This window comes from Shewanella nanhaiensis (assembly GCF_019457885.1).
GTDB classification, from domain to species: Bacteria; Pseudomonadota; Gammaproteobacteria; order Enterobacterales; family Shewanellaceae; genus Shewanella; species Shewanella nanhaiensis.
Window position 1 is genome coordinate 376,467 of sequence record NZ_JAHZST010000001.1, and the last position, 24,635, is coordinate 401,101.

General features: G+C 43.8%; 22 protein-coding genes. 9 read left to right on the forward strand and 13 right to left on the reverse strand.

All coding sequences use genetic code 11. From position 1 onward, the window contains the following. Window positions 1–2: 2 nt before the first annotated feature. The 5 genes from K0625_RS01500 to K0625_RS01520 all read right to left on the reverse strand — a co-directional run bounded on the left by K0625_RS01500 (window position 3) and on the right by K0625_RS01520 (window position 8,610). The gene (locus tag K0625_RS01500; RefSeq protein ID WP_220108034.1) at window positions 3–2,930 is read right to left on the reverse strand and encodes a TcfC E-set like domain-containing protein; all 2,928 of its coding nucleotides are present in this window, start codon (window positions 2,928–2,930) and stop codon (window positions 3–5) included. Beyond that, window positions 2,927–3,460, reverse strand: a complete 534-nt coding sequence (locus tag K0625_RS01505; protein ID WP_220108035.1) for a hypothetical protein — start codon at window positions 3,458–3,460, stop codon at window positions 2,927–2,929. The genes K0625_RS01500 and K0625_RS01505 overlap by 4 nt, the downstream gene beginning before the upstream one ends. A 67-nt stretch (window positions 3,461–3,527) precedes the next feature. Further along, on the reverse strand, window positions 3,528–4,106 hold the full coding sequence (locus K0625_RS01510) for a hypothetical protein (RefSeq protein ID WP_220108036.1): 579 nt from the start codon (window positions 4,104–4,106) through the stop codon (window positions 3,528–3,530). 367 nt (window positions 4,107–4,473) lie between these two features. Further along, entirely contained in the window at window positions 4,474–7,368 is a 2,895-nt protein-coding gene (locus tag K0625_RS01515; RefSeq protein WP_220108037.1) for a hypothetical protein, read from the reverse strand. Between the two features lie 312 nt (window positions 7,369–7,680). Continuing rightward, entirely contained in the window at window positions 7,681–8,610 is a 930-nt protein-coding gene (locus tag K0625_RS01520; RefSeq protein WP_220108038.1) for an XRE family transcriptional regulator, read from the reverse strand. Window positions 8,611–8,992: 382 nt separating this feature from the next. Here K0625_RS01520 and K0625_RS01525 point away from each other — a divergent pair, with 382 nt between their 5' ends. The 3 genes from K0625_RS01525 (at window position 8,993) to panP (ending at window position 13,471) form a co-directional block, all read left to right on the forward strand. Beyond that, window positions 8,993–10,351 carry a GntP family permease gene (locus tag K0625_RS01525; protein ID WP_220108039.1) on the forward strand — a complete coding sequence of 453 codons (1,359 nt, stop codon included), beginning with the start codon at window positions 8,993–8,995 and terminating at the stop codon, window positions 10,349–10,351. A gap of 91 nt (window positions 10,352–10,442) precedes the next feature. Further along, window positions 10,443–11,588 (forward strand): glycerate kinase family protein, encoded by a 1,146-nt coding sequence (locus tag K0625_RS01530; RefSeq protein WP_220108040.1) that lies wholly within the window; start codon window positions 10,443–10,445, stop codon window positions 11,586–11,588. A 245-nt stretch (window positions 11,589–11,833) separates the two neighbouring features. Further along, complete coding sequence (gene panP / locus K0625_RS01535) at window positions 11,834–13,471, forward strand: pyridoxal-dependent aspartate 1-decarboxylase PanP (RefSeq protein WP_220108177.1); 1,638 nt, start codon at window positions 11,834–11,836, stop codon at window positions 13,469–13,471. A gap of 67 nt (window positions 13,472–13,538) precedes the next feature. Here the strand turns inward: panP and K0625_RS01540 are convergent, their stop codons facing one another. Together K0625_RS01540 and K0625_RS01545 are read right to left on the reverse strand one after the other, a co-directional pair. Continuing rightward, on the reverse strand, window positions 13,539–14,141 hold the full coding sequence (locus K0625_RS01540; RefSeq protein ID WP_220108041.1) for a GNAT family N-acetyltransferase: 603 nt from the start codon (window positions 14,139–14,141) through the stop codon (window positions 13,539–13,541). A gap of 43 nt (window positions 14,142–14,184) precedes the next feature. Beyond that, window positions 14,185–14,619, reverse strand: coding sequence for a thiol-disulfide oxidoreductase DCC family protein (locus K0625_RS01545; RefSeq protein ID WP_232846869.1), 435 nt, complete (start codon window positions 14,617–14,619; stop codon window positions 14,185–14,187). Between the two features lie 370 nt (window positions 14,620–14,989). Between K0625_RS01545 and aroQ the strand changes: the two genes are divergently transcribed. The 5 genes from aroQ to K0625_RS01570 all read left to right on the forward strand — a co-directional run bounded on the left by aroQ (window position 14,990) and on the right by K0625_RS01570 (window position 18,673). Further along, window positions 14,990–16,306, forward strand: coding sequence for a gamma subclass chorismate mutase AroQ (gene aroQ / locus K0625_RS01550; RefSeq protein ID WP_220108042.1), 1,317 nt, complete (start codon window positions 14,990–14,992; stop codon window positions 16,304–16,306). Window positions 16,307–16,376: 70 nt separating this feature from the next. Beyond that, window positions 16,377–17,243, forward strand: a complete 867-nt coding sequence (locus K0625_RS01555; protein WP_220108179.1) for an AraC family transcriptional regulator — start codon at window positions 16,377–16,379, stop codon at window positions 17,241–17,243. Between the two features lie 59 nt (window positions 17,244–17,302). Further along, on the forward strand, window positions 17,303–18,019 hold the full coding sequence (locus K0625_RS01560) for an AzlC family ABC transporter permease (protein ID WP_220108043.1): 717 nt from the start codon (window positions 17,303–17,305) through the stop codon (window positions 18,017–18,019). Then, window positions 18,016–18,318, forward strand: coding sequence for an AzlD domain-containing protein (locus tag K0625_RS01565; RefSeq protein WP_220108044.1), 303 nt, complete (start codon window positions 18,016–18,018; stop codon window positions 18,316–18,318). Before K0625_RS01560 ends, K0625_RS01565 begins: the two co-directional genes overlap by 4 nt. 13 nt (window positions 18,319–18,331) lie before the next feature. After that, window positions 18,332–18,673 (forward strand): NIPSNAP family protein, encoded by a 342-nt coding sequence (locus K0625_RS01570; protein ID WP_065188563.1) that lies wholly within the window; start codon window positions 18,332–18,334, stop codon window positions 18,671–18,673. A gap of 17 nt (window positions 18,674–18,690) precedes the next feature. Here K0625_RS01570 and K0625_RS01575 read toward each other — a convergent pair whose 3' ends face one another. The 6 genes from K0625_RS01575 to K0625_RS01600 all read right to left on the reverse strand — a co-directional run bounded on the left by K0625_RS01575 (window position 18,691) and on the right by K0625_RS01600 (window position 22,928). Continuing rightward, window positions 18,691–19,389, reverse strand: coding sequence for a helix-turn-helix transcriptional regulator (locus K0625_RS01575; protein WP_220108045.1), 699 nt, complete (start codon window positions 19,387–19,389; stop codon window positions 18,691–18,693). 102 nt (window positions 19,390–19,491) lie between these two features. After that, a complete protein-coding gene (locus K0625_RS01580; RefSeq protein ID WP_220108046.1) occupies window positions 19,492–19,989 on the reverse strand; it encodes a GyrI-like domain-containing protein in 498 nt (165 codons plus the stop codon). 81 nt (window positions 19,990–20,070) lie between these two features. Beyond that, the gene (locus tag K0625_RS01585) at window positions 20,071–20,457 is read right to left on the reverse strand and encodes a VOC family protein (protein ID WP_220108047.1); all 387 of its coding nucleotides are present in this window, start codon (window positions 20,455–20,457) and stop codon (window positions 20,071–20,073) included. A 233-nt stretch (window positions 20,458–20,690) separates the two neighbouring features. Next, window positions 20,691–20,966: a hypothetical protein gene (locus tag K0625_RS01590; RefSeq protein ID WP_012325752.1), complete on the reverse strand. Its 276-nt coding sequence runs from the start codon at window positions 20,964–20,966 to the stop codon at window positions 20,691–20,693. A gap of 191 nt (window positions 20,967–21,157) precedes the next feature. Further along, entirely contained in the window at window positions 21,158–22,120 is a 963-nt protein-coding gene (locus K0625_RS01595; protein ID WP_220108048.1) for a hypothetical protein, read from the reverse strand. A gap of 82 nt (window positions 22,121–22,202) precedes the next feature. Beyond that, window positions 22,203–22,928 (reverse strand): DUF2927 domain-containing protein, encoded by a 726-nt coding sequence (locus tag K0625_RS01600; RefSeq protein WP_333473828.1) that lies wholly within the window; start codon window positions 22,926–22,928, stop codon window positions 22,203–22,205. A 412-nt stretch (window positions 22,929–23,340) separates the two neighbouring features. Here K0625_RS01600 and K0625_RS01605 point away from each other — a divergent pair, with 412 nt between their 5' ends. Then, window positions 23,341–24,633, forward strand: a complete 1,293-nt coding sequence (locus K0625_RS01605; RefSeq protein WP_220108050.1) for a serine/threonine transporter — start codon at window positions 23,341–23,343, stop codon at window positions 24,631–24,633. Window positions 24,634–24,635 lie beyond the last annotated feature (2 nt).

Below are 24,635 nucleotides of genomic sequence, written 5' to 3' on the forward strand. Positions count from 1 at the left end.
ATTTAATTCCAGTTATTGGCGAAGTTGTCTTGCTTCATCAGACGCTTCGCATAAAGACTTAATTCGTTGAGTAGCCTTGCTTGCTGAGCCGTTAAAACTGACTCATTGGTGGCATAGACATAACGACGTTGGCCCACCGTTCTGGTGATAACAGACAAGCCCACGCCTTTGAGTTGACGTCCGGTTTTCATCGACTCTGCATCATTGGTAAACACACCGACAAAGTAATACTCATTGCCATCAATCACGACAGGAGCTAGCTGGTTGTCACTGGCGAAGGTAAAGGCATCCTCGCTATCTAACCCAGGTAAACAGTAGTTATTACCTGTGTTAACTATGTAGGTTGAGTCTCTGTCTAACGTCGGTGTCACGCAGGTTTGGTTTTGCGAAACCAGTTGATAGTCAGAGCCTGCAATCACAGAGATTTTAAACACGCCCTCTTCAACCTTCTCCACATCGACACAGCCTTCGCCACTACACTCCACCTGCGAGATGGCCTTGTTATTCACATCATCAAATGAGGAGATAAAGGTTTTTATCTTGACCAGATCAATATCCAGTGCAATCACAGTGCCTGGTAAGCTATAGCCAGCCGCTTCATGGGATTGCTCACTGATATAGTTAGAGGAGTCCGTATCGAGGCGAACGTTAAACGCCTTAAACTTATCTACTGGGATAACTGTGTCTTCTCTATCTATATTTTCGTTATAGCTTAAGGTGTTCTCGTTATAAACAGACAGCAGGCCTCTGTGGCTATCTTCACCACCTTGATTGTCTGCATCCACAATGATGTACGCATCACTCTTTTGCGATGTAAAATAGAGCTCACCCTTTGCCGATAACACTTGGGTACTGTTCAGGCTGGTGCTCACGGAGCTTGTGCCATCTGAGCTGATATAGGCATAGGTATCAGCCATAATATGCTCGCCGTTATAGCTGATATTGCTTGAGAGATCTGAGCTCATATTCCTGTCTATATCCGTACCGTTATAGGTGATCCCAAGTTCATTATTCATCGATAATGTATCGCCAAATTGCACATCATGGGCGACACTGTTTCTGAACTCATCAACCCCTTGCTCACTCACCGAAACAGATGAACTTGCACTCCAAGAGCCTGATAAAGGGACGCTCCATAGGATCCCCGCATACCAATCATCGTTAAGACCAAAGCTCTCGCCACCTTGGAAGGTTGCCGAGAAATTAATCGTAGAGTCTGCAATAAAGCTGTGCGAGTAACCGGCACTGACTGACCAGTAGTTACTCTGATCAACAAATTGTGCAGGCGCATTGTCTACATCGACCTTGTTGTTCACATACAGCAGATAACCTTGACCTCCCAAGATATTGGAGGAAAGATTGACATTGAGGCGCTCATAACCGCTATTAGATAACATGTAGTTATCAAGACCATAGTCGCTATCAGCAGAGTCAAATCTTTCATAGCCAACGCCAATATTGTAAAAGTTAGCATCGGCGGAAAAAAACTGGCTGCCATTAGAGAACGAGGCGTACTTTAGCTGAGCGGTAGACGCATCATTAATCGACTGCTTATAACCCACTTCAGCTAAAGTCGTGTCTGAATTAGACAGCACGCGGCCACCGAGCATAATGCTGTCAGTAATCTGATAACTGGCCTTACCTTCAACAAAGTTATTACTGTCTAATTGCAAATTTCTGGCTTCACGGTACCGCTCAAAAACATGTTCATAAGGCAGAGCATCTTTGCCACTATTGATGAAACCATCACCAAGAGCCTCCATATCAACACGGTAACCTAACTTCTCTTGAAGTAACTTCAAACTGGCATTCTGATCATCAAGCGCATCGCCCATATCTTCATAGCGATCATTTAGCACGCCAGCTGAAAAGCTGTAGTCATACTCACCTTTATTGAGTGAAAATGCGCTGTTGTTAACGATCTGCTGGCGCTCTCTTAAGATCTCTCGTCCAGCTGACACCACCACTATGGTTGCGGCGTAGGAGCCATAGGGAAGTTCGCGAAACGCAATACTCTGCTGGCCAGCATCCACGTTCTGGCTATAGATAAGGTGACCATCACGGTAGACCTCAATGCGCCCTTTATTAGGCAGTATGTAAAAAAGGCGCCTGTTATTTTGCTTGCCACCGTCGATCAAATTTTTCGATGACGAGTAGTTGATCACATCCTGAGAGTAACCACCAGAGAGATCCATAAATGCGGTGCTGTTCTGCTCATAGCCATATTTAAAGTGGCCAATTTGAAAGCGATGATAACCACTCTCTATATCGTAAGAGAGCTGCTCAACTTCAAATTTATCACTTGCGGTATCGGCATAGATGCTCGATTTGATCGCGCCATATTTTAGCCCTACTAAGGTTTCATCTCTGGCGATCATTGATGAGCCGCCATCACTAAAATAGTGATAGTTAAGGTTAATACTGTTGATTGCCCCATATTGAGTATTGGTTGCATCATGAAACGTTTTTAGTCGTTTATGGCTATCAATCAGCCCCACATTGACAAACAAGGTCAGATGTTTCTGCTCAAAATCATAGGTAAATGCATAACGCTCCGGCATCAAGCTGCACTCAGACACCTTGCCCTGACATAAAGAAGAGGTCGAAATACGCTTCATGGCTGTCAGGATCTCAACGATAGAGGCTTTATTGATCTCATAGCGCGTAAGGTATTGCTCTACACGGCCAATACTGGCTGCGTTAAGTGAAGCCGAGGTTGGGGTCGAATTCAGCTCAACTGACACTTGCTCATTTGCGCTAGCAAGCTCAAAAGTGAACCGCTCTGTGGTGCCTGCATACATGTCAGCAAACTCGGCTGGGATCTCAATCCCTTCACTTTTTACCGATGCATTTGCAGGCAGTGAAAGTTGAGGATTAAGGGTTGAAGCGAGACAAAATAGAATGGATAAGGTAAGTCTGTTATATCTCATATCTCTATCTCTATACTCATCTTAATGATCCCCTTGCAGTAGTCATCACTTAAGCTCACTGGCTCAAACTTCAGCTCTACATCGAAGTTGCTGTACTTTCCAACTCGGTCTACACCATCAAACTCCAGGTTAGTTAACCCTTCACCGACCGTTATCTCTTTGCCATCAACATAGACTGTGACTAAATCTTGGCTCTGCGTCGGTGCCCCTTTGAGGTCATAACAAACCGATTCATTCTCAACAAGATTAAGGGAATAGGCGTTAAGTGGGTCACTCTTACCTATGGTGGTTTCCAGTTGCAGCACATCAGAGATATCATTAAATTTGTAATTGCGAGTATCGAACTCTAGCTCCCAGTTCTTTTTTACAAACTCAAATTTAATAATTTCTCTGTCATAAAATTTATCCAGTTCGATTTGCGTATCCACACTGAACTCATGCTGTGTATCAGATGAAGAGATATCAAGAGCTGACGCACTATTGGCAGCAAGCATCAGCGCTGAACAAAAAATAGTTTTTATGTATGTCATGGGATGCTCTTGATATATCTGACTGATAAAAACCTAGCCCAAAGGCTAGGTCATACGCGGGTGGATCTTAGATAGCTTTTGCAGAGTTGATCACTGTGTGAACTTCGATGTTTTGACCCGCAACAAGCTCGCTCATGCCAGAAGTCACCACACTCTCTTCATTCTCGGTGGTGAAAGTCACAGTACCTGTGGTTGCTGTAACAGGCACAGATTTGTCCATCTTAGTGCCTTCCATCTTAACCACAGTCGCCATACCTGTTGTATCGAGCGTACCGATCACTGTCTCTAATGAGCTCATGGTCCAGTCAGCATCAGGGATGATATCCCCGACAGCTTCAGCAACATCGCCCTGCATAAAGCCAGCAGAACAAACACCTTCAACAGCGGCGCTGCCATCGGCACAGTTACGGTAGTGCAGCTCCAATGAGATCTGATCTGATGTGAATACACCTGTGCTGTCCTTTACATCTAAGCCTGCAGAGTCAACATAAGGTAGGCGACCAGAAGGACCGGTAATGATCACCCCTTCACCCGGTGCAACCGTTGGCACAATACCTTTCCAGTGCAAGGTTGTAGTGGCATCATCAGCAAGAGCAGAGCCAGACAGTGCGATCAGGGCGAGTGGTAATAAGATTTTTGCATTCATAAAATAGATCCTGTTATAAGTTCGATTTACATACCGTGCATTGCGAGGCAACTTTTCATGTCACACGCCTTGCTAGTTGCATGTATGTTTGATAGGTCAGTTTTCAGGAAACATATTAGCGCTAGGAGATATTACCAACAGGTCAAAACTGAAATTTTAAAATCAAAAATGCCTAGTTAGTATGATTTACATACTAAAAAGATGGTTTTTATGATCTAAAAACTACAATTAGAGCAATAAAAGAGCAGAGTGGACGAAGGGCTCATACCTTCAGGTATAGGAATATTTGCGATAAAAAAGGCAGTGTTTCATTACAAAACACTGCCTTTTTCGGTTTAACATTAAAAAATACTAATCTGAAGCATAACTAGTTATCGTATTTATCTCGCTGTCCATTAGTATCGATATCTTTATTGCCATCATAAGGGCCAAATTGATTTTGCTTATAATCCCCGACAATATGGCTAAATCGGCTGTGATAGTTGCCCTTACCACTGTCCTGATGCAGGTATTCGAAACTGTCTAGCACATCATCTCCATCACTGTCTGATAAGATAGGCTGCGAGCAGTATTCGATATCACCACGATGATAGTCGCTGCGCTCAGCTAAACAGGCCTCCACCTCTTGCTGTGTCGATAAGCCATCATTATCTAAATCCACTAAGTCTGGATAAACTTGACCCGCAGCATCTTCGTTAGCAAAACGCACCTCAGGGTACACAGATACCCCAGAGTCTGTCAGTGGTATAACGGCGCCATTCATTTTAAAGTCGATATAGCTACACCCAGTCAAAATATAGGGGTAGGAGACTTCACCATGTTTGGGCTTCTCACAGCTTAAGCTTTGATCTAACTCTTCCAGTGGGCTGTAAAACTCCCAATGATCGATATGATCATTTTTATTACCCCGCGCAAAAAAGGTACTTCGCCCTTGACCTGCGGTATCTGTGCGAACCCCGTAAGAGTTGGCAGAGTCACCAACAATATTGTTATGGTGGTCACGCCCACCGTACTCTTTTAACCCTTTATTGGTTAATATTTTTAACTTGTCATCAATGATCAAGCCTACTGCGTTAGCGGTATTCTCATAAAACTTTACTTTTCTGCGGTCACTATGGCTTAACTTGCTAAATTTAATGGTCATATCCAGCTTATTACCGTTAGGTAATGTTTCCTGGTGATATTGTGCATAACCATTAAACTCAAGTTGGTAGCTATCTCGTGGCGTGTTGCTGCTTGCCTCATCGGCCTCTGTGCGGTAATCATCTTCAACCATATGCATATAGGTGACATAGTTGGCAGTTTGCTGATAGTCATTCACTCTTGTTGCCACTTTCTTGACCTTGTATGACTCTCCCTCTTTATTCTTACCATCAAAGAGAACATACAGATCGCCACTATCAGTTAATGCCGCGATACCTTTAGTGACTTGGGTGCTTTTGACTATCTTTTTACCTGTGTTTTTAAAGAAGTTTGCAAATTTGAGATAGATATTACCTTTCTCATCAAGCTCCTCATCACTGACCACACGCAAAAATGCCTGCTCTGATTGATCTTTGTTCAAACAGTAAAAAGAGCCGTGCTGTTTACCATTATCAGATGCCTCCCAACACTGGGAGACTTTGTCTATGTGCTTGGTCCAATTTGAGCTGATAAGTTTGCCACTGCTACCACAGTCAATACTGTAGTAAGTCGCGCTACCATCATTGAAATACACTACCGCAGAGAAAGCACCGAAGCTCTCAATCTTTTCGACATCACTTAAGTTTAACGCATTGAACTTGTCAGTAAAATTACCGTAGCAAGCATTGGCAGTACCGTATATTTGATTGTGTGCAATCGCATTCCCTGATTGGGAAACCTCAAAAACAATGCCGCCATAACCCATAATTCGGTCGGCATAAGTCAGGCCATAATAAACCTTACTTGTGGCGGGTAGCTCGATAAGTGTTTCGATCGGTTGCAGTGCATTCAGTGCAGTAAATAGCACTATCTTGTCTTCACCGCCATTTTCACTGCTCATGTCGACTCGGTAATTACCAAAACCGATATTTTTAAGCCCTGTGGTGTACAGACCGTTATTTTCCATGTAGGGGATCAGTGTCTCTTTAAATGGTTTAATAAGGGTATTACGCCCGACCGCCCCAAGGGCACCGTCGCCAAAAAGTTTAATAAAGCCATTAAAAGAGAACTCTAAGATCCCCTCTCGCACATAGCCGGTTTCTATGGTGATAACTCCTGTACTGACACCATCAACTTCATGGTCATACACAGTGTACTTCACCTCATATATCCCCTTATCAGAAGCTGAAAATCGAAACTGTGTATTATTGACATCATCTGGATTGACAAGGTTGACATTAGCGTCATACACCTGCACACCAACGAGCTGGACCTTGTCCCCCTCTTTGTCGTTTACTAATGAGCCAACACCAGGAAAGTGTAGAATATCCAGCGTTATCTCCCCTTCAACAGGAACCAGGCGACCATAGGCTTCATCTTTGGTTTCGGGCGCAGTATTTAGATCGCCAGAGACATCAATATTAACGACACCAGAAAACACTAAGTTATTGTCATCAATCACATAGTAGGTCACGCTAGTCAAACCTATCTCTATGCCTTGGTAACTAAAATCCCCCACCTCTGACAGCGTAGGTGTTCCACTGCCAACAACTATGGTTGACGCTTCAAACTTAGGGTTTGTCATGGCTAAAAACTCAGTCGCTAACTCATCTTGAATATTAACGTTAAGCGTTTGGCCCACTGTCAGTGACTGCCTGATCTCAGGGAGAACATCATCAACAGGTAGCGTGAGTCCTTGCTCTGCTGCAAATTGTTTAGCCCCTTGGCTACTAAACACAATTGAGGTTAAACCAGAACGCTTTTCAGCTCCATCTGTGACGGTATAACGGTAATCACAGCTCACTGGCCTGCTAGGTGTTACCGTAAAAGCAAGGGCCTGTTTATCTGTGTTTGTGACGTGGCAATCAGCGCGATGACCTAAGGCCTCTATCTTATCTAAGGTCAATCTATTGCCCGTTTTAGCAGCCACATAATTAGAGAGATTAAAGGTCAATGGCTGAGCAATACCGTCAGCTATCGTAACCGATTGACGAAAATCCATCGCTGTGACGTTTTTTGTCACCACTGGAGGGGGTGGAGGTGGCGGTGTGACATCGCCGCCTTCACTCTCAGAGCCCCCGCCACATGCGCTTAATACTGTAAGCACACCAATGAACAAAAATTGATTAAAAAATTTCATTGTAAACCCCATTAAAAGTCCATTTTACAACGCGCATCACCCATAACTTTCAACAGCTTTTGAGCTCACAATAGGGGCACACGCAGTCAACAAATCGATGTTATCGACGAGCCTGCGCGTCATAAAACCAGGTAAGCCAGTAACCCCTATGGGTATCAACCTTGAATGAACACTGTTTGAAAAAGAGGGTGATGCAGTAATTTCGAGCAGATGTTAACAATGAAACAGAGGCTTCTACAGGTCACTTTAGGAAAATGAAATTTAACTATGCCTATAGAAACAAGAACTGGAAGGTACGGCTAGCGGCACCGCTTAGTGTTTAATCAGATCTGCATGGGACTTGAGCCAGGCGATAACCCCGTGATGCGAGAGAAAATCATCCCTTTCAATACTAATAAGCTTTGGAATACTGGCAAAAGGACTCTCACTCTCCATGTCAGCCTCCACTTCAACCTTAAAACCAAAGCTAGAATATAACTGCTCAGCATTTTTATCTCGAACAATCAAAAATAGCTCTTTAATCTCAGGATCATTAAAGAGCACTTTCAATAATTGAAAACAGTTATACTCCCACCACTGAAAATTAAAACGCATCACAGAATGCACGAAAACAACCTTCTCACCACAAATTTTGGCATCACGTGGAATATCGTAAAAGTCTTTAAATTGACTTCTCAGCCGATCTCTTTCACTAAGGTTGTGCACAGATATAAGCGCATGGGCATACATGCGTTCATCCTGCCCTTCACACGTCACAATATGTAATGCACCACTTTTTTGCAGTTCGATAGAGCGACGACACCTCTCCTCAAGCTCAATCTGTTCTAATTTAAAAAAGCGTCCACTGCTCTCACATATCTTTTCCAAACGATCTAAATCAGTCAAAGGGTTAGAGCCCGAATAAGTGTTAAACACACCACCAACATCGGTGTAGTAAGCCGTTTGAATAAGAGCTTGTTGATCATAAGCATGGGCTTCTAATCGAGTCATTAAATTCGATTTCGTCTTAGACAATTTCAGATCTAACTTGATTAAGTAGCGCATTACATCGTATTGCGCAAAGGAGAGTAGATGTATGATCCGCAAACTTGAAGGCATAGAGACGCCGCGCTCCCAGCGGCTATAGGTGATCAGATCTAAATTTGCAAACACCTTATGGTAGAGCGACAGCTTCTCAACCATCTCGGCCTGCGTGAAATTAAGCTCGTTTCTGATCTTTAATAGTAAGGAGAATAGTTCCATTTATCTCTCATTGTGCATCTAGAAAAATAGGGCGTGGGATCGTTGAATCTTATGGTTAATATTATCAAATAACATCGGCACATTGAAAATATCAACCACGAATTGTCTGTTAAAGTTTGAACTTCATCATTAAGCGCTTATTTTTCACTCCTCAACAAACTCCCCAAATAACTTCTGCCAATACCCTGCCCAGTCTAGCTAAGTCCCAACACCAGCTTTACTTCACTTTTTGTGCATGCGCACAATAAAGTAACCTATATAAACGTAAAATTAGTGATCACAGACGATGATTGATTGTATTGAGCACAGGATAATAGCCAAAAAACTTAGCCATCACGGCTAATCCATAAAAATAGCGATAAAAACCCAAACAGGGACCCCTATGAGCCAAGTATTGATCTTGTTGGCAGTGATACTTTTCATTGTTATTGCCACCTCAAAATTTAAATTACATCCATTTTTAACACTGATTCTAGCCTCCTTCATCACCGCCTTTGCCTATGGTCTCCCCAGTGCAGACATCGCCAAAACCATCACCAGTGGATTTGGTGGGATCTTAGGATATATTGGGTTAGTGATCGTACTAGGTACCATCATAGGGACCATACTGGAAAAAAGCGGCGCCGCTATCACCATGGCCGATGTGGTCATAAAAGTGCTAGGTAAACGCTTCCCTACTCTCACCATGTCAATTATCGGCTACTTGGTTTCTATCCCAGTATTTTGTGACTCTGGCTTTGTGATCTTAAACTCACTAAAACAGTCGATGGCTAATCGTATGAAGGTCTCGAGCGTCTCTATGAGTGTCGCCCTTGCCACAGGCCTGTACGCCACCCATACCTTTGTGCCGCCCACACCAGGCCCGATTGCTGCTGCGGGTAACTTAGGCCTTGAATCAAACTTAGGTTTAGTGATCTTCGTGGGTGTATTTGTTGCCGCAATTGCAGCACTTGCCGGTACCCTATGGGCAAACCGCTTCGCTAATGTCGAACCTGACGGTGAAGGCGCTGAGGAGCTAAAAACTCAGGTTGAGGAGCTTGATAACCTAAAAGCGGCTTATGGCACATTGCCAAGTCCAACTCGTGCGTTTGCACCGATATTCGTGCCTATCTTGCTTATCTGTTTCGGCTCTATCGCTAACTTCCCGTCATCCCCTCTTGGTAACGGTTTGATGTTCGACGTGCTGGCTTTTCTGGGTCAGCCAGTCAATGCACTTATGGTCGGTTTACTACTTTCTGTTTCACTGCTAAAAAGCAGCGATAAAATCAGAGAGTTCAGTGAGCGCATCAGCCAAGGCTTAGTCGTTTCAGCGCCAATTCTATTAATCACAGGTGCAGGTGGTGCATTCGGTGCCGTCCTTAAAGCCACTGAGATAGGTAACTTCCTAGGCACATCACTCTCGGCACTCGGAATAGGGATCTTTATGCCATTTATCGTGGCTGCTGCGTTAAAGTCAGCCCAAGGCTCATCTACCGTAGCTTTAGTTGCAACATCGGCACTCGTTGCCCCTATGCTCGGCGATATTGGTCTGGCAAGTGATATGGGGCGCGTGCTAACAGTTATGGCCATTGGCGCTGGCGCGATGACAGTCTCTCATGCCAATGACAGCTTCTTCTGGGTTGTCACTCAATTTAGCCGCATGAGCGTTAAACAAGCCTATAAAGCACAAACCATGGCAACACTTATCCAAGGCCTTACAGCGATGACGTTAGTGTTTATCCTAAGCTTAGTGCTACTTTAAATTGATATACGCCACCAAATTTAGTGCCTGCGATCGAGATAGCGTCAGGCACTAATTCAAAAATTAAGCGACCTCCTCTATAGGAAAAACGATGAAAATAGTTATCGCCCCCGATTCATTTAAAGAAAGCTTAAGCGCGATGGAAGTGGCCGATGAGATCGAACGCGGCTTTAAGATGGTGTTACCCGATGCAGAGTTCATCAAGCTCCCTGTTGCCGATGGTGGTGAAGGTACGGTTCAGTCGATGGTCGATGCAACTCAAGGCAGCATAGTCAATCTTGAGGTAACGGGCCCTTTAGGCAACCGTGTACAGGCACACTATGGCATTTTGGGTGACAATGACGACAACAGAGTCAAAACCGCAGTGATAGAGATGGCATCTGCCTCTGGGCTGCACCATGTGCCGATAAATTTGCGAAATCCACTTATCACCACAAGTTATGGCACAGGAGAGCTCATCTGTGATGCGCTTAATCGCGGTATTAAGCGTATCTTAATCGGACTTGGTGGCAGTGCCACAAACGATGGCGGAGCAGGAATGGCTCAAGCAATCGGGGTTCATCTGCTAGATAAAGAGGGCAAAGCACTGCCAGTAGGTGGCGCATCTCTTCAGCAACTTGAGCGCATTGACCTTAAGGATATTCACCCGCTTATCGCGGAGTGTGAATTTGAGGTCGCCTGTGACGTAGATAACCCACTTTGTGGCGAAAAAGGGGCCTCTGCTATTTTTGGGCCTCAAAAAGGGGCTAGCCCTGAAATGATCGTCACACTCGATGCAGCCCTAACTCGTTATGCCGATATCATTGCTCAACACCCACTCCCTGACAGGCGCAATATTTCAGGCTCTGGCGCCGCTGGTGGCATGGGCTTAGGGGTTATGGCTTTTCTAGGGGCTTCACTCAGACCCGGCATAGATATCGTGATGGAAACCGTAAAGCTAGATGAAAAAATAAAGGGGGCCCAGCTTGTTATCACAGGAGAAGGTAGGTTAGACAGTCAAACCTTACACGGGAAAACACCTATGGGAGTGACACGGATCGCGAACGCACAGCAGATCCCTGTGGTAGCTATTGCAGGATGTGTCAGTGATGATGCCAATATCTTACTCGAGCACGGTATCAAGGCTATCTTCTCTATCACACCAAGAGCTCTGCCCATTGAGGAGGTACTCGCTAGCGCAAAGCATAACCTGTTTACCACTTCACGCAATGTTGCAGCACTCTACGCCATGAAGTAAAAGTCACTTTAATCCTTGCAGCTCTGAAGACGAAAGCACCCAAGCTTTGCCCTTTAGCGTCTTCAGAGCCATTAATGACAGCGCAATTGCCCCTTTGTCACCGCTTTACATTCAGCCCGAATCGATTTAACTTTTCCACTTGATGCGCTAAAGCGCATAAAGTAAAGTGAGCCCCCTTTTGGAAAACTGCAACTAATAGCAGCTCCTATTGAAAATAGTGTGATAGCAAAGAGAAAACCATGTCGATGACACAAAGACGAGCCACAGCTTCTGAAGAGGCACTACTGCGCATCTTCACCGTCCCTGAAGCCCCTGATTCCACCTTGAGTGTCATCGAACAGAACATCTCCCAGAACCTAATGGGCTTTCTGCAGGAGAGTGTTGTGGCTGTCGAAAAGCCTCTATCTGAAATTGAACTGGATTTCCAACAACATCAGATCCCCTCGGCGCCGCAGTTTGTCTCAGATTACGCCGATGATATGATGAAAACCTTGGTCGCCCACTCAGTGCATACCTCGGCCCCTAGCTTTATTGGGCATATGACCTCGGCCCTTCCCTATTTTGTCCTACCACTGTCTAAGATGATGGTGGGCTTAAACCAGAACTTGGTAAAAATAGAAACATCCAAAGCCTTTACGCCACTGGAACGTCAGGTCTTAGGCATGATGCATCACCTTATCTACAGTGAGAGTGATGAGTTTTATCAAAGCTGGATGCACAGTGCTAACTATTCACTAGGAGCTTTTTGCTCTGGCGGTACTGTGGCCAATATCACTGCGCTCTGGACAGCTCGTAACCAACTATTAAAGGCTGATGGCGACTTTAAAGGGGTATCGGCTCAAGGTTTAGTGAAAGGTCTACGCCATTATGGTTATGATGATCTCGCGATTCTGGTCTCCGAGCGTGGCCACTACTCATTGGCCAAAACCGCCGATCTGCTCGGCATAGGTCGTGAAAATATCATTCAGATCCCAACATCCTCTGATAACAAGGTCGATGTAAATCAGATGCGCGCGGTGGCTGCCAAGCTCAATGATGACAACATCAAGGTGATGGCGATTGTCGGTGTTGCTGGCACAACTGAAACTGGCAATATCGATCCCTTAGATGAGTTAGCCACATTAGCATCTGAGCTCGATTGTCATTTCCATGTCGATGCAGCATGGGGCGGCGCGTCGCTGTTATCAAATAAGTACCGTCACCTGCTTAAAGGGATAGAGCGAGCGGACTCCGTGACCATAGATGCACACAAACAGATGTATGTGCCTATGGGCGCGGGTATGGTTATCTTTAAAGATCCCGCTTTTGCCAACGCCATTAAACATCATGCAGAGTATATTCTTAGAAAAGGCTCTAAAGATTTAGGCAGTCAGACTTTGGAGGGGTCTCGCCCAGGTATGGCGATGCTGGTTCATGCTTGTCTTCAGGTGATCGGTCGCGACGGTTACGAGATATTAATTAACAATAGCTTAGAGAAGGCGCGATATTTTTCCGAACTGATAAAACAGCATCAAGACTTTGAGCTGGTATCAGAGCCTGAACTCTGTCTACTCACCTATCGCTATGTACCAAAGTCAGTTCAAATGGCCATGGCGCAAGCCAGAGAAAACAAAGATGTTCAATCCCTTATCGAATTTAACCGTTTGCTAGATGGTCTCACTAAATTTGTGCAGAAACGCCAACGAGAACAGGGAACCTCTTTTGTCTCCCGTACCCGAATCAACCCAGAAGCAGGCATAGTGGATATAAAGTCTGTGGTATTTAGGGTGGTACTCGCCAATCCATTAACGACCCATGACATATTAGCTCAAGTCCTAAGCGAGCAAAGTGAGATAGCCAATCAAGATAATAAGTTTCTGCCGCAGCTATTACAGTTATGCTAGCCAGGCCTAAAAAAGGCGAAGAGAGTGAATCTCTTCGCCTTTTTTATACACCTAATTGATTAACACATTAGTTAAACTTACTCCTACTTATGCTGGGCTTATCGAGCTCCAGTTGCATAAATAGGGTGTTGTTTCTGCCCTCTGACTGGTGAAAAGTAAAACCATTCTTCTCCATCACCATAATAGAGGCGGTATTATCGATATCGACCCCGCCCACAAAAGATTTTATCTCTCCTGAGGCTTTCGCCCACTCGACTAAACCTGCGATCAGTTCGCTGGCATAGCCCTTTCCCCAATAGTTTTCAGCTAACAGATAACCTAGGTGAAGCTCACTTTTAATAGAAGCGTTATCAGCTCCTTGAGCAATAGCTGCTTGCTCTTGTGCCAACTCATGCAGGAATACAAAGCCGATAACCTGATCATCTGAGCTCTCCTTCACCACTAAAAAGCAGCTCTCACAGGCTCTGTCATTCATCCAGATAAGGGCATCTTCAATATGATTAATATCTTGCCATCCTTCTGGCAAAGTCGCTGTAACTCTGGGAGTTAATATCTCTAATACGGTTTGGGCTAATTTGACCTCAGAAACACCACAATTAACGTGTTCCCACCAGCTAGAGACGGTTAATCTAGGGGTCCTAAAATGGCATAAATCTTCGAATTCATTCATATTCGACCTCTTTATTCTATAGATAACATCTTGTTAAATAAGGTCACTCGATAAAACGGCTCAGTACGGCATCGGTTGGTAAGATACAGGTATCACGGCGACCAAAAAGTGTATAACGATTTCGTGCTAGCAAACGGTAAAAATAATCTCTTATCCCCCTTGGCAGAACCTTAACAATTGCAAATACTGGCCATAAACCAGATAGAGATTGAACTATCTCTAAAGCTGCATCAGTGCGCATATAGCAGCGATTATCTTTGATAAGTAAAAAGGTTTCCCCTACCTCCCCATCCACGCTATAAGAAGCGATTAACTCCTTGGCGGTGTCACTCTGGATCGGTGTAAAAACAAAGCGACAGTTGGGATCTCTGTTAATAATAAAATTCACTGCACCATGGCAAAGATTACATACGCCATCAAAGATAATGATCTCTTTTTGCTCCATCTCTCTTCTCACCGCACCTCCAAAATAACTCAATACCAAACGCTCCTAGATGCGAGTATATATTTTTCACCGTTAGCCACGGCTCACTTTAACGCATGAACGGATGCTCGCCCCCTTAAATATAGCGTTAAAACATAAAGATAGCTCAGAAAATACAGATAAATATTATTTACAAATAATCACTTTGGTTACAGATTGAGATTAAGCACAATTTTGCACAAAAACCTTGCTGACTTTTACTCCATGATAATTTGATAAAAACTGCAGAGCCTATACACAAAAAGAAGTTACCGAGTTCAGCCAGGTAAAATAGTCACTATTAAGCATCATAGTTATACCATTTATTAGTGTTTGCCCATATAGTCGGGTTCTGATTTTTAATTTGGCTCAGGTCCACTTGCGAATGACTCACCTTTCACGCTTCAAATTCACTCAGCCTTTGGCTTCAATCATCTTGCTATGCACCTTGTGTCTGGCTCTACTGCCAGTCGCTGCGCAAAGCGCAGACAGTAAAGATGACGCCAGTAACCATCAACACCTCTACGAGCTCATAAATACCCGTCTTGGCTATATGGAAGCTGTTGCCCATTATAAATGGCAGCATCAGATACCGGTTGAAGTACTCAAAAGAGATAGAGTCGTTTTAGATAAGAGTATGACGATGGCTCAGGAGTATGGACTAAAGCCTCAAGAAGTTGAGCAGTTTTTTAAGGTGCAGATTGCACTTGCCAAGAAGATCCAACGTTATTACCACCATCAATGGCAACAATCAGAACAAGTTGAGCCAAACAATACTAAGCAGACCCAGACTCTGGCTGAAATACGCCCAGATCTAATCCGTTTAGGCAGGGAGATTATCGCTAGCATGGCCAGTCACCAAGGCGAGCATGATTTTCATGAGCTTGTTGCCAACGTATCTTCACCTGCGTTGGATATCAACGACAAAGCATCGCTATTCGCCGCATTGACCGCAATCAACCCAAAGCGCTATAGCAGTAGACTGGATCGAATTAGCGCACAGAAAATACTCTATGTTGGCACGACTGGTGATTATGAGCCTTTCTCGTTTTACCCCTCGTCATCTGTTAACTCTCCAACACAGACAGAAAGTAATATACAGGGGATAGATATTGACCTTGCCAAGCATTTAGCCCGTTCTTTAGGTGCACAAGCCATCTTTTTACCCACCAGCTGGCACACAATGCTCGATGATTTAGCCACACATAGATACGATATCATGATGAGTGGGATCTCAAAAAAATTGTTCAGGCAGCAACTGGGATTATTATCAAACATCTATTTAGAGGGCGGAAAAACACCGATTGCCCGTTGTGAACAGGTGGGTCAATTTAACGCTTTAAGCAAAATAGATAAGGCTGAGACTAAGGTCATAGTGAACAAAGGTGGCACTAATCAGCAGTTTGTCGACAATCACCTTAAACACGCTACAGTCACAGTACATGACAGTAACGTCACCATCTTCGATGAGATCATTGCCAAGCGCGCCGATGTGATGATAACCGATATGATTGAAGTTAAGTTACAAGCCCAAAAACACCCAGAACTTTGTGCCGCCATGCCTGATAGAACCTTAAGTTATTCAAGCAAAGCCTATTTAATGGAGCGGGATCTAATCTGGAAAGAGTATGTCGATAGCTGGCTCGAACTAGCAATCAAAGATGGCACTGTCGACAAGGCCTTTAGCAGATTCTTAAAATAATAAAGATCAGGACAATTTTGTACAAAGCCCAAGCTGATTATTGCGCTATGCTGTGCTCTTAACTATCAAAATGGAGCCCAGCATCGACAAGGCTAAAGCGGAAGCAGTAAAAGAGAAGGCAAAATTTACCTTAGTTCAGGAGCTAGGGGGGATAGAGCTGCTCGATGCCAGCTATCAAAAACAGAACTTCTCCCGACACAGCCATGAAGGCTATACCGTAGGGGTTATTGAAACAGGTGCACAGAAATTTTTTCGTACAGGTAGCAATCACTTAGCACCACAAAATAGTATTATCTTGGTCAATGCCGATGAGGTACACAATGGTTCTTCAGCCACTGATAACGGCTGGTCTTATCGCGCCATGTACCCTCTGCCCCAACAGTTTTCCTCAATTAACCAAGAACTTGGGCTCCCCTCCTCTGGAGCTCCTTATTTTCCTGAAGCCGTCGTCTATGACAAATCTATGGCCGACATGCTGCGCACGACATTCAATACACTCAAGGAGTCTGATAATAGGCTGTTACGAGAATCCATGGTCTACGCCACTATGGTAAAGCTCATGGCAAGACACAGTAAGCATAAAGGTGAAACTCAAACACAAGCCTTAGCTCAACCTCAACTGACACTGGTTAAACAGTTTTTGGATGATCATCCAGCTGCCGATATATCTCTTGAAGAGCTAGCACGATTAGCAGGGCTAAGTCCTTTCTATCTGATCAAGCAATTTCAACGGGCTTTTGGTTTGCCCCCCCACGCTTATCAGATCCAATCTAGAGTCAGGCTGGCCAAGAAACTCATTTTAAGTGGTCATAAACTACTCGATGTTGCACTAGAGTGCGGCTTTCATGATCAAAGTCACCTCAACCGTCACTTTAAGCGCACCATGGGCGTAACACCAGGTCTCTATGCGAAAGAGTACAATTTTGTACAAGCTTGAAAACTTAAGGTAGGTTAACTTAATTTTCTACCTTCAACCATTTTCGGATCTCTGACCCCATGGATTCATCGTCAAAAGAAACCATAACTACCACAGCCCTCGATGCCGTTATTAAAGGCGCTCTCGTTATTCTCCCTCTCACTATCGCTGTGATCCCTTGGGGAATTCTTGCAGGTTCATTTGCCCTTGATGCAGGCTTAACGCCAATGGAAAGCCAGGCGATGTCAGCCGTTATCTTTGCCGGCGCCGCCCAGCTCGTTGCCTTAGGCATGATAAAAACAGGGGTCGGTTTAACAGGTATATTGATCACCACTCTACTTATCACATCACGGCACTTTCTCTATGGTATGGCCATGAGGGAGCAGATAAGCCCTATGCCGCTAAAATGGCGCTTAACCTTAGGTTTTCTGTTGACCGATGAGCTTTTCGCGATCGCCAATCAAGGCAAGCAACATAAGTTAGATCCTTGGTTCGCTTTTGGCGGCGGCTTTAGTTTCTATCTCGGTTGGAATATCGCCACGGCTATCGGGATTATTGCTGGCCAAACCCTGCCAAATTTAGACTCATGGGGACTAGATTTTGCCATCGCAGCCACTTTTATCGCCATCGTAGTTCCTGCAGTCAAAAAGCCATCGATTCTTATCTGTGTGCTTGTCTCTTTAGTGATGAGCCTTATCTGTGAATTGATGAATATTCAGGCAGGTTTATTGATTGCTGCTCTGTCAGGGATGACCAGCGGCACCTTGTACGCTAAAGTAACGGGAGAGAAAGCATGATCTGGTTAACTATTATCACCATGGCCATACTCGTTTTTGCCAGTCGCTATCTTTTTCTTGAACCTAAGTTACCTGTCAGGTTAAGTAAAAATACCCTAACTTTTTTAAGTTACTCAGCACCCGCAGTACTCACCGCCATATTTGCGCCAATTGTCTTTATACAGGAGGGAGAGCTAGCCTTAAGTTTGGATAATAGCTATTTGATTGCTGCTGTACTGGCTGCTGTACTGGCATTTACCACTCGAAATATCCTTTTAACCACAGTAGTGAGCATGGGTCTATTTTTTATCATTCATTAATAATGGAGTTTATATGACATCAAAAAACAACCTTGAACAGATGCCAATGAAGGTGACCTGTCATGTAAAATATATCATCGACCCAGATATGCTCAGTGAATTTGAACACTATGCCAAGCTCTGGATCCCTTTGGTTGAAAAATTTGGTGGACAACATCACGGATACTTTCTACCCGGTGAGGGCGCCAATGATGTTGCTATAGCTCTCTTCTCCTTCCCAAGTCTAGCTGATTATGAGGTCTATCGACATGAATCGGCCCAAGATGTTGATTGCCTTTCCGCATTTTATTACGCTAAAAAACATAAATTCATTCTTAGATATGAACGTAGCTTTATGCGTCCGGTTCTTGAATAAGTGCTATTTTTTAACCTCTACTTTTGCTTACTTTCATCTCCGTACTTCGCATCCATTAATGCAATGTAGTCATGCATCTCCTCTCCTGGCGACACCGCAAAGTGTCGCTCTAACTTTGTCAGGTGAATGATTCTATCGACCCTGAAATTACGAAAGTCAGCTCTTAATTCACACCAGGCCAACAAGGTCCAGATCCCTTTCCAAAAATAGATGGCAAGAGGCCTTATCTCTCTTTGAGTGTCCTCCTCCTTAGCATCTCGGTAATCCATTAAAAGGTACTCACGTAAACGTGAAGACTTTCGTAGCACATCCAGAAACTTAAACTCGTCATTATCGATATAGAAATCAGGCGCAAACATGAGTGATTGATACTCTTGCAACCTTGAGGGCAATACAGCTTCAACCTTTATCATCGCTTGCTTGGCAGCACTCGACAACTCCTCCCCTCCCCAAGCTTGGACCATACGCATGCCCACTTGAATCGCTTCAAGTTCAGCTTCATTGAACATCAAAGGTGGAACATTGACCTCCTGGCGTAGTAGGTAGCCCACCCCAGCTTCTCCCTCAATAGGGATCCCACTTAGGCTAAGGTCTTGAATATCACGATAAACAGTACGAGTAGATACCTCCAGTCGCTCCGCCAGCTGCTGCGCAGTGGTTAATCGCTTGCTTCTGAGGATCTGTACTATCTGGAATAACCGATCGGCACGGCGCATAACACTCCTTGGGATAAATACTCTACGTTCACTCGTTTGTATAACAGGAGATGTAAAGTAGAAACAGTAAGGTTTCCTTAATAAGAACTAAGAGCTGCACACTCAAACAACAAGTTTACGGTTAACACCAATATAGATATCTACCCCATCCGTTGCCGTATAACACTCATAGTCAGTGAGGTATCGACGCGAGTATGGGCAGTTGTCAGCATTAAAGTATTGCCATACCTCACCCCATAGCTTGATCACAACTTCAGGCATCTCTCCCTTTGCCCTGAATCTCAAATACTCACCCGCTGCTAAATTGAGCTTAGTTAACTCTGATTTTGTCGGCTCAACCTGCTCTTCCATCAGCCCAAGGAGAACATTAAACTCACCGTTTACATCAGACTCATAATCAAAATAACAGCCATAAATAGGCGAGCGGGTATTACTCTGTACCTCACTACGCTGCATAAAGCCCTGCCAAAGTGGCGCAATTTTTTGGGTATTAACATCTCGCTCTGCACAGTTTGAGGTTCTAACAAACATCCCCTCGACCCCTATCGCCTCTTGGGTGACTAAAACTGGCATGCTGGGCTCCTCCTTCGACTCATTCATTATCACTCCTTTATCTAATACATTGAATTAATTTAACTAATAAAGCCAGTTCAATACTGGCTTCAGATCCTAACTAGCTCTTTATTTACTCTCCATTGACCAGAGGCCAACAGTATTGCCTTCACTGTCTTCAAACAGGGCGATAAAACCACACTCCCCCTCTTTAATTGGCATCACAGGCAGCAATATATTTACACCAGCTTGAGCAATCTTATCCACTAAAGGTGTGAGTTTGTCACTTAAATGCAGATAAAGCACACTGCCATGGGCCGAAGGCTTCATCATCTCATGCTTAACTAGTCCTATACTGGCCGCTTCTTTATCCTCGGTTTCCAGAATAGCCATCTCCATATCATTCATGGTTTCTCGTCTGAAACTGACACCGAAATGCTTACCATAAAACTCAACGGCTCTATCCATATTCTCAACGGCGATTTCACCCCAGACCAACGGTGCTTGATGTAACATACTTAACTCCTTGTTATTACTAAGCTAACATTCGACATGAATATCTATCTCTTAGCGATGAAACAAGCATAAAACAGGGCTACTGACACCATAGTGTCAGTAGAGTATCAATCGGGGAATATTTACATTCTCTGTATCAATAAACTTCATACTCTCATAAGAAGTCTTCATTATAAGGGCACAAAAAAAGCACCCTAAAGGTGCTCTTGAGTCGTGACGTTTAACAGCTCAAACTAATATGTCACTTTTTGAATATGCGTGATCACTGCATCACCATCTAATGGTTTGTAGATATTGACCATAGCTGGGTATACAGAGCTCCCTAAACCTGGGATCTGTGCATTACAGAAGTAGGCATAATTCAGTCCAGCAACAACTTGTGTAGCCACGGCAACAGGTGAGTAATCCACACCGACAAAATGCTCCATCGCTTCAGAGAAAGCTTCCTTTGCTTGAGTATCAATTTCTGAAGTGAATGGGCCATAGGCGCCAAGATTTTGATTTGACATGATATATTCCTTTATAAGTGGTATTCCTATTCATAGTTATCAAGTCACCACACATTCAGGGCAAGGTGGCTCGTTGACAGTCCTAATCAAGTTAGGGCTTTAACTATAGTAACCAATATAATTATTTGCCAAAAATCTTATGTAAATTTTTAAACTATATAAAACTCAAATAATATCAATACATTATATGATTAAATGTTTTGAAACATCACCTCTAATCTAAAAGTGAGGATGATCTGATCTAACCTTTCACTCTCTAGCTCTTTACGCCAGTTGTATTCAGGAGTGATCTCGAAAAACAGCCATTCACGCAGAAAACTCTGACGATATGTCACTGCCACTCTGGCATTCTCAACATAGTGATATGGAGTGTCGATGCCGTAGATACTGGCGATATAGTTGATGGCTTGTTGACTACTGATGTAATGGTAAAGATTCAGGCTACTGCCAAACTCCCAGCCATTTCCCCGATTTTCATACTGAGCCACGGCACTCCAGCGTAGGAGAAACTCCTCATCAAATGAGTGTTCAATATCAAACTCGGTAGACTCGCCCGTCACTTTTTTCTCTTGATAAACTTTCTGAGTCAGACGGGTAACGGTATTATTTGAAATGGGATAGGTATAACGCCAACGAGCCTCTAATTTGGGCTTTAAATTTGCCTTAATATTAAAGCTCACTCTCTCTTTCCCATACCAATCATAGCGCAAACCAATATCTCGCTCTCCTTCGTCATCAGGACCTTTCAGAAACGCAAAAGGGTCATCTTCACCTTGAGTGTCGATGATCACTTTTAGTTTTTGGTTAACGCCAGGTAGGTTAAAACGAGCATTCAGCTCAGTTCGGTACTTTGCTCCCTCCTGTTGGTAGTGGGAAAAGTCATTAGCCCAACGAACCAGAGTCCCAGCTCGAGCATCCTCTTGGCTGCGTTCATCAACAAAGAAACTGTCAAACCAGATAGCAGGCTGGCAAAACTTAGTATTGAGATAATCAAATGCCCCATCAATCACGCCATCTAGCTCTGATTGGCTAAAACAGGGATCTGAGACCTCTGCATCACTGCTGTGTTCTTGAGACTTCTCTTTATCCTCATCGGCAAAACTGAGTGTTGATATAAAAATAGAGCAACATAATATAAAGCGTAAAAAGATCAACCAAGCTCCAAAAAACTATTAATATCAATGAGGTTTTAATGCAATTGGACTATTCAAATAAGCCGGTGTCAAATAACCCAGACTAGTAACCAAGCAGGGGATAGAGCTTCCCCTCCCGAATCACCTTATCTGCATTCGCTAATGTGCCATCTCTGGTCCACCTTTTCAGCACAGGAGTCAAAATAGCTTTCACTCTCGTCTCATCCATGCCTGGTATCACCTCCTTGTGATAGAGCATTTTCAATAAAATACCATCTAAACCAGAGAGCAGATCTTGCGGTGTTTTATCATTAAAAATAGAGGGGTAGACCTTATCTGAATCATTTGGCAGGCCCATTATCTGTGTCAACTCCTCAACCACACATGCCAATAACTTGCCATGCATCTGCGCCTGATCGACAGGTATCACAATCCATGCCTTAACTATCTCATCCTTAATATTAGTCGCAACATTTGCCATGCACACAGCACCATGAAGGTTCTTTGCCGCACCTGAACCTAGCAAAGATTGAACCTCCTGGAGCCATCTGCTCTGCCTAGTAAAAACCAGATGAACATTAGCCTTATCCAGTTCATTAACAAGCTGAAGTTCATGTCCAGTGATTGCAGCCAGATGCTCCATATGCATGCGAGCGAGCGCTTCATGCTTCTTCTCATCCCCCACGCGATGATCCAACCAGATCCCGATCGGCTGAGTCCATTTACGTACTAAGTGTTTTCCTGTGTCATACTCATTTCTCAACGCAACCTCAACAAATGCCTGTTGCAGGTACTCTGGTTTTTTCCAATCAGACGCCAAGGAGGAGATTGAGACAAATAAGCTGCAAAATGCTAATAAATGTTTAAATTTGTTCTTCAAACTAGGCTCCATGATCCACTAAGTAGACAGAGTAACAGAAGCATTAAACAATTGCTTTTGCGTGAACACATCACAAAAACAGACTAATGCTTAAAATTTCTGCGCTTCGACACTTTAATTCATAAAACCTAAATAAGTTTGTCGGAAATCACATTTATGCTCAATTATCTCCCCTATACTGCACGCCCTTCTCGGGGTTCTGTTAGTTTTTCCATTCATATTTTGGTTCTAAACTCCCTATCTTATATTGCTTATGTCATTTCGCCCGATATTTTCGTACATGTCGCTTAATAGCGTAATTTAAGAGTATGAGCAGAACCCTTATAAGGTTAGATAAGAATCGATTAAGGAGATGTCCATAATGGACACTGTAATTAGCAAAACTGAAACCACCTCGACACAAATCGAAGTCAAATCAAACTGGAGTAAAAGTGATACCCTATGGGTATTAGGGCTTTATGGAACAGCCGTAGGTGCTGGCACTCTTTTTCTTCCTATTAACGCAGCCCAAGGTGGTTTAATACCACTGATAATGATGGCGCTTCTTGCACTCCCTATGACCTTCTTCGCCCACCGGGGTATGACACGATTTGTGTTATCAGGGGCCAAATCAGGAGCTGGGATCACTGAGGTGGTTGAGGAGCACTTTGGTATTGGCATGGGTAAGGTTATCACCCTGCTTTACTTCTTTGCTATCTACCCCATTCTATTAGTCTACAGTGTCGCACTAACCAACACTGTAGAAAGTTTTATGCTGCACCAGCTAAACATCAGTCCACCTAACCGCGCGACTTTAGCTTTAGTCTTGATCATAGGCTTAATTGCAGTGGTGCGTTTAGGGGAGCAGTTAATTATCAAAGCGATGAGTGTGCTGGTATTTCCCTTCGTCGCTGTACTTCTGATGCTCTCTTTCTATTTAATCCCTTACTGGAACACGGCAATCTTTAATAACGTCATGCCTGAAGATGGGGGAGTAAGCACTATCGTCATGGCTCTGTGGCTTATTCTGCCTGTGATGGTCTTTTCATTTAATCACTCGCCAGTTATCTCCTCCTTTGCCGTCGATCGTAAAAAAGCCCATGGTGATAATGCTGAAAAGCAGTGTTCACGAATTCTAGCCATGAGTCATATTCTCATGGTCGCTACAGTAATGTTTTTTGTCTTTAGCTGTGTGCTAAGCCTCTCCCCTGAGAACTTAGCAGAAGCAAAGGCACAAAACGTGTCGATATTGACCTATTTAGCGAATCACTTTAACACACCAATTATCGCCTATACTGCGCCTATAGTGGCAATAATCGCTATCACAAAGTCGTTCTTCGGTCACTATATCGGTGCCAGTGAAGGCTTTAATGGCTTAATCATTAAAGCTGCACGTAGCAGGAAAAAGGAGCTCAGTTCAGTCACCTTAAATCGTTTTACCACTGCTTTTATGCTGCTAACAACCTGGGCTGTAGCGACAATTAATCCCAATATTCTAGGTATGATTGAAAGCTTAGGCGGCCCGATTATCGCACTGCTACTCTTTATAATGCCGATGTATGCCATCAAAAGAGTGCCAGCAATGAAGCAGTATTCAGGTCAATTAAGTAATCTGTTCGTCGTTATTATCGGGCTAATTTCGATATCGGCAATCTTCTATTCTCTTGTCCAGTAAAT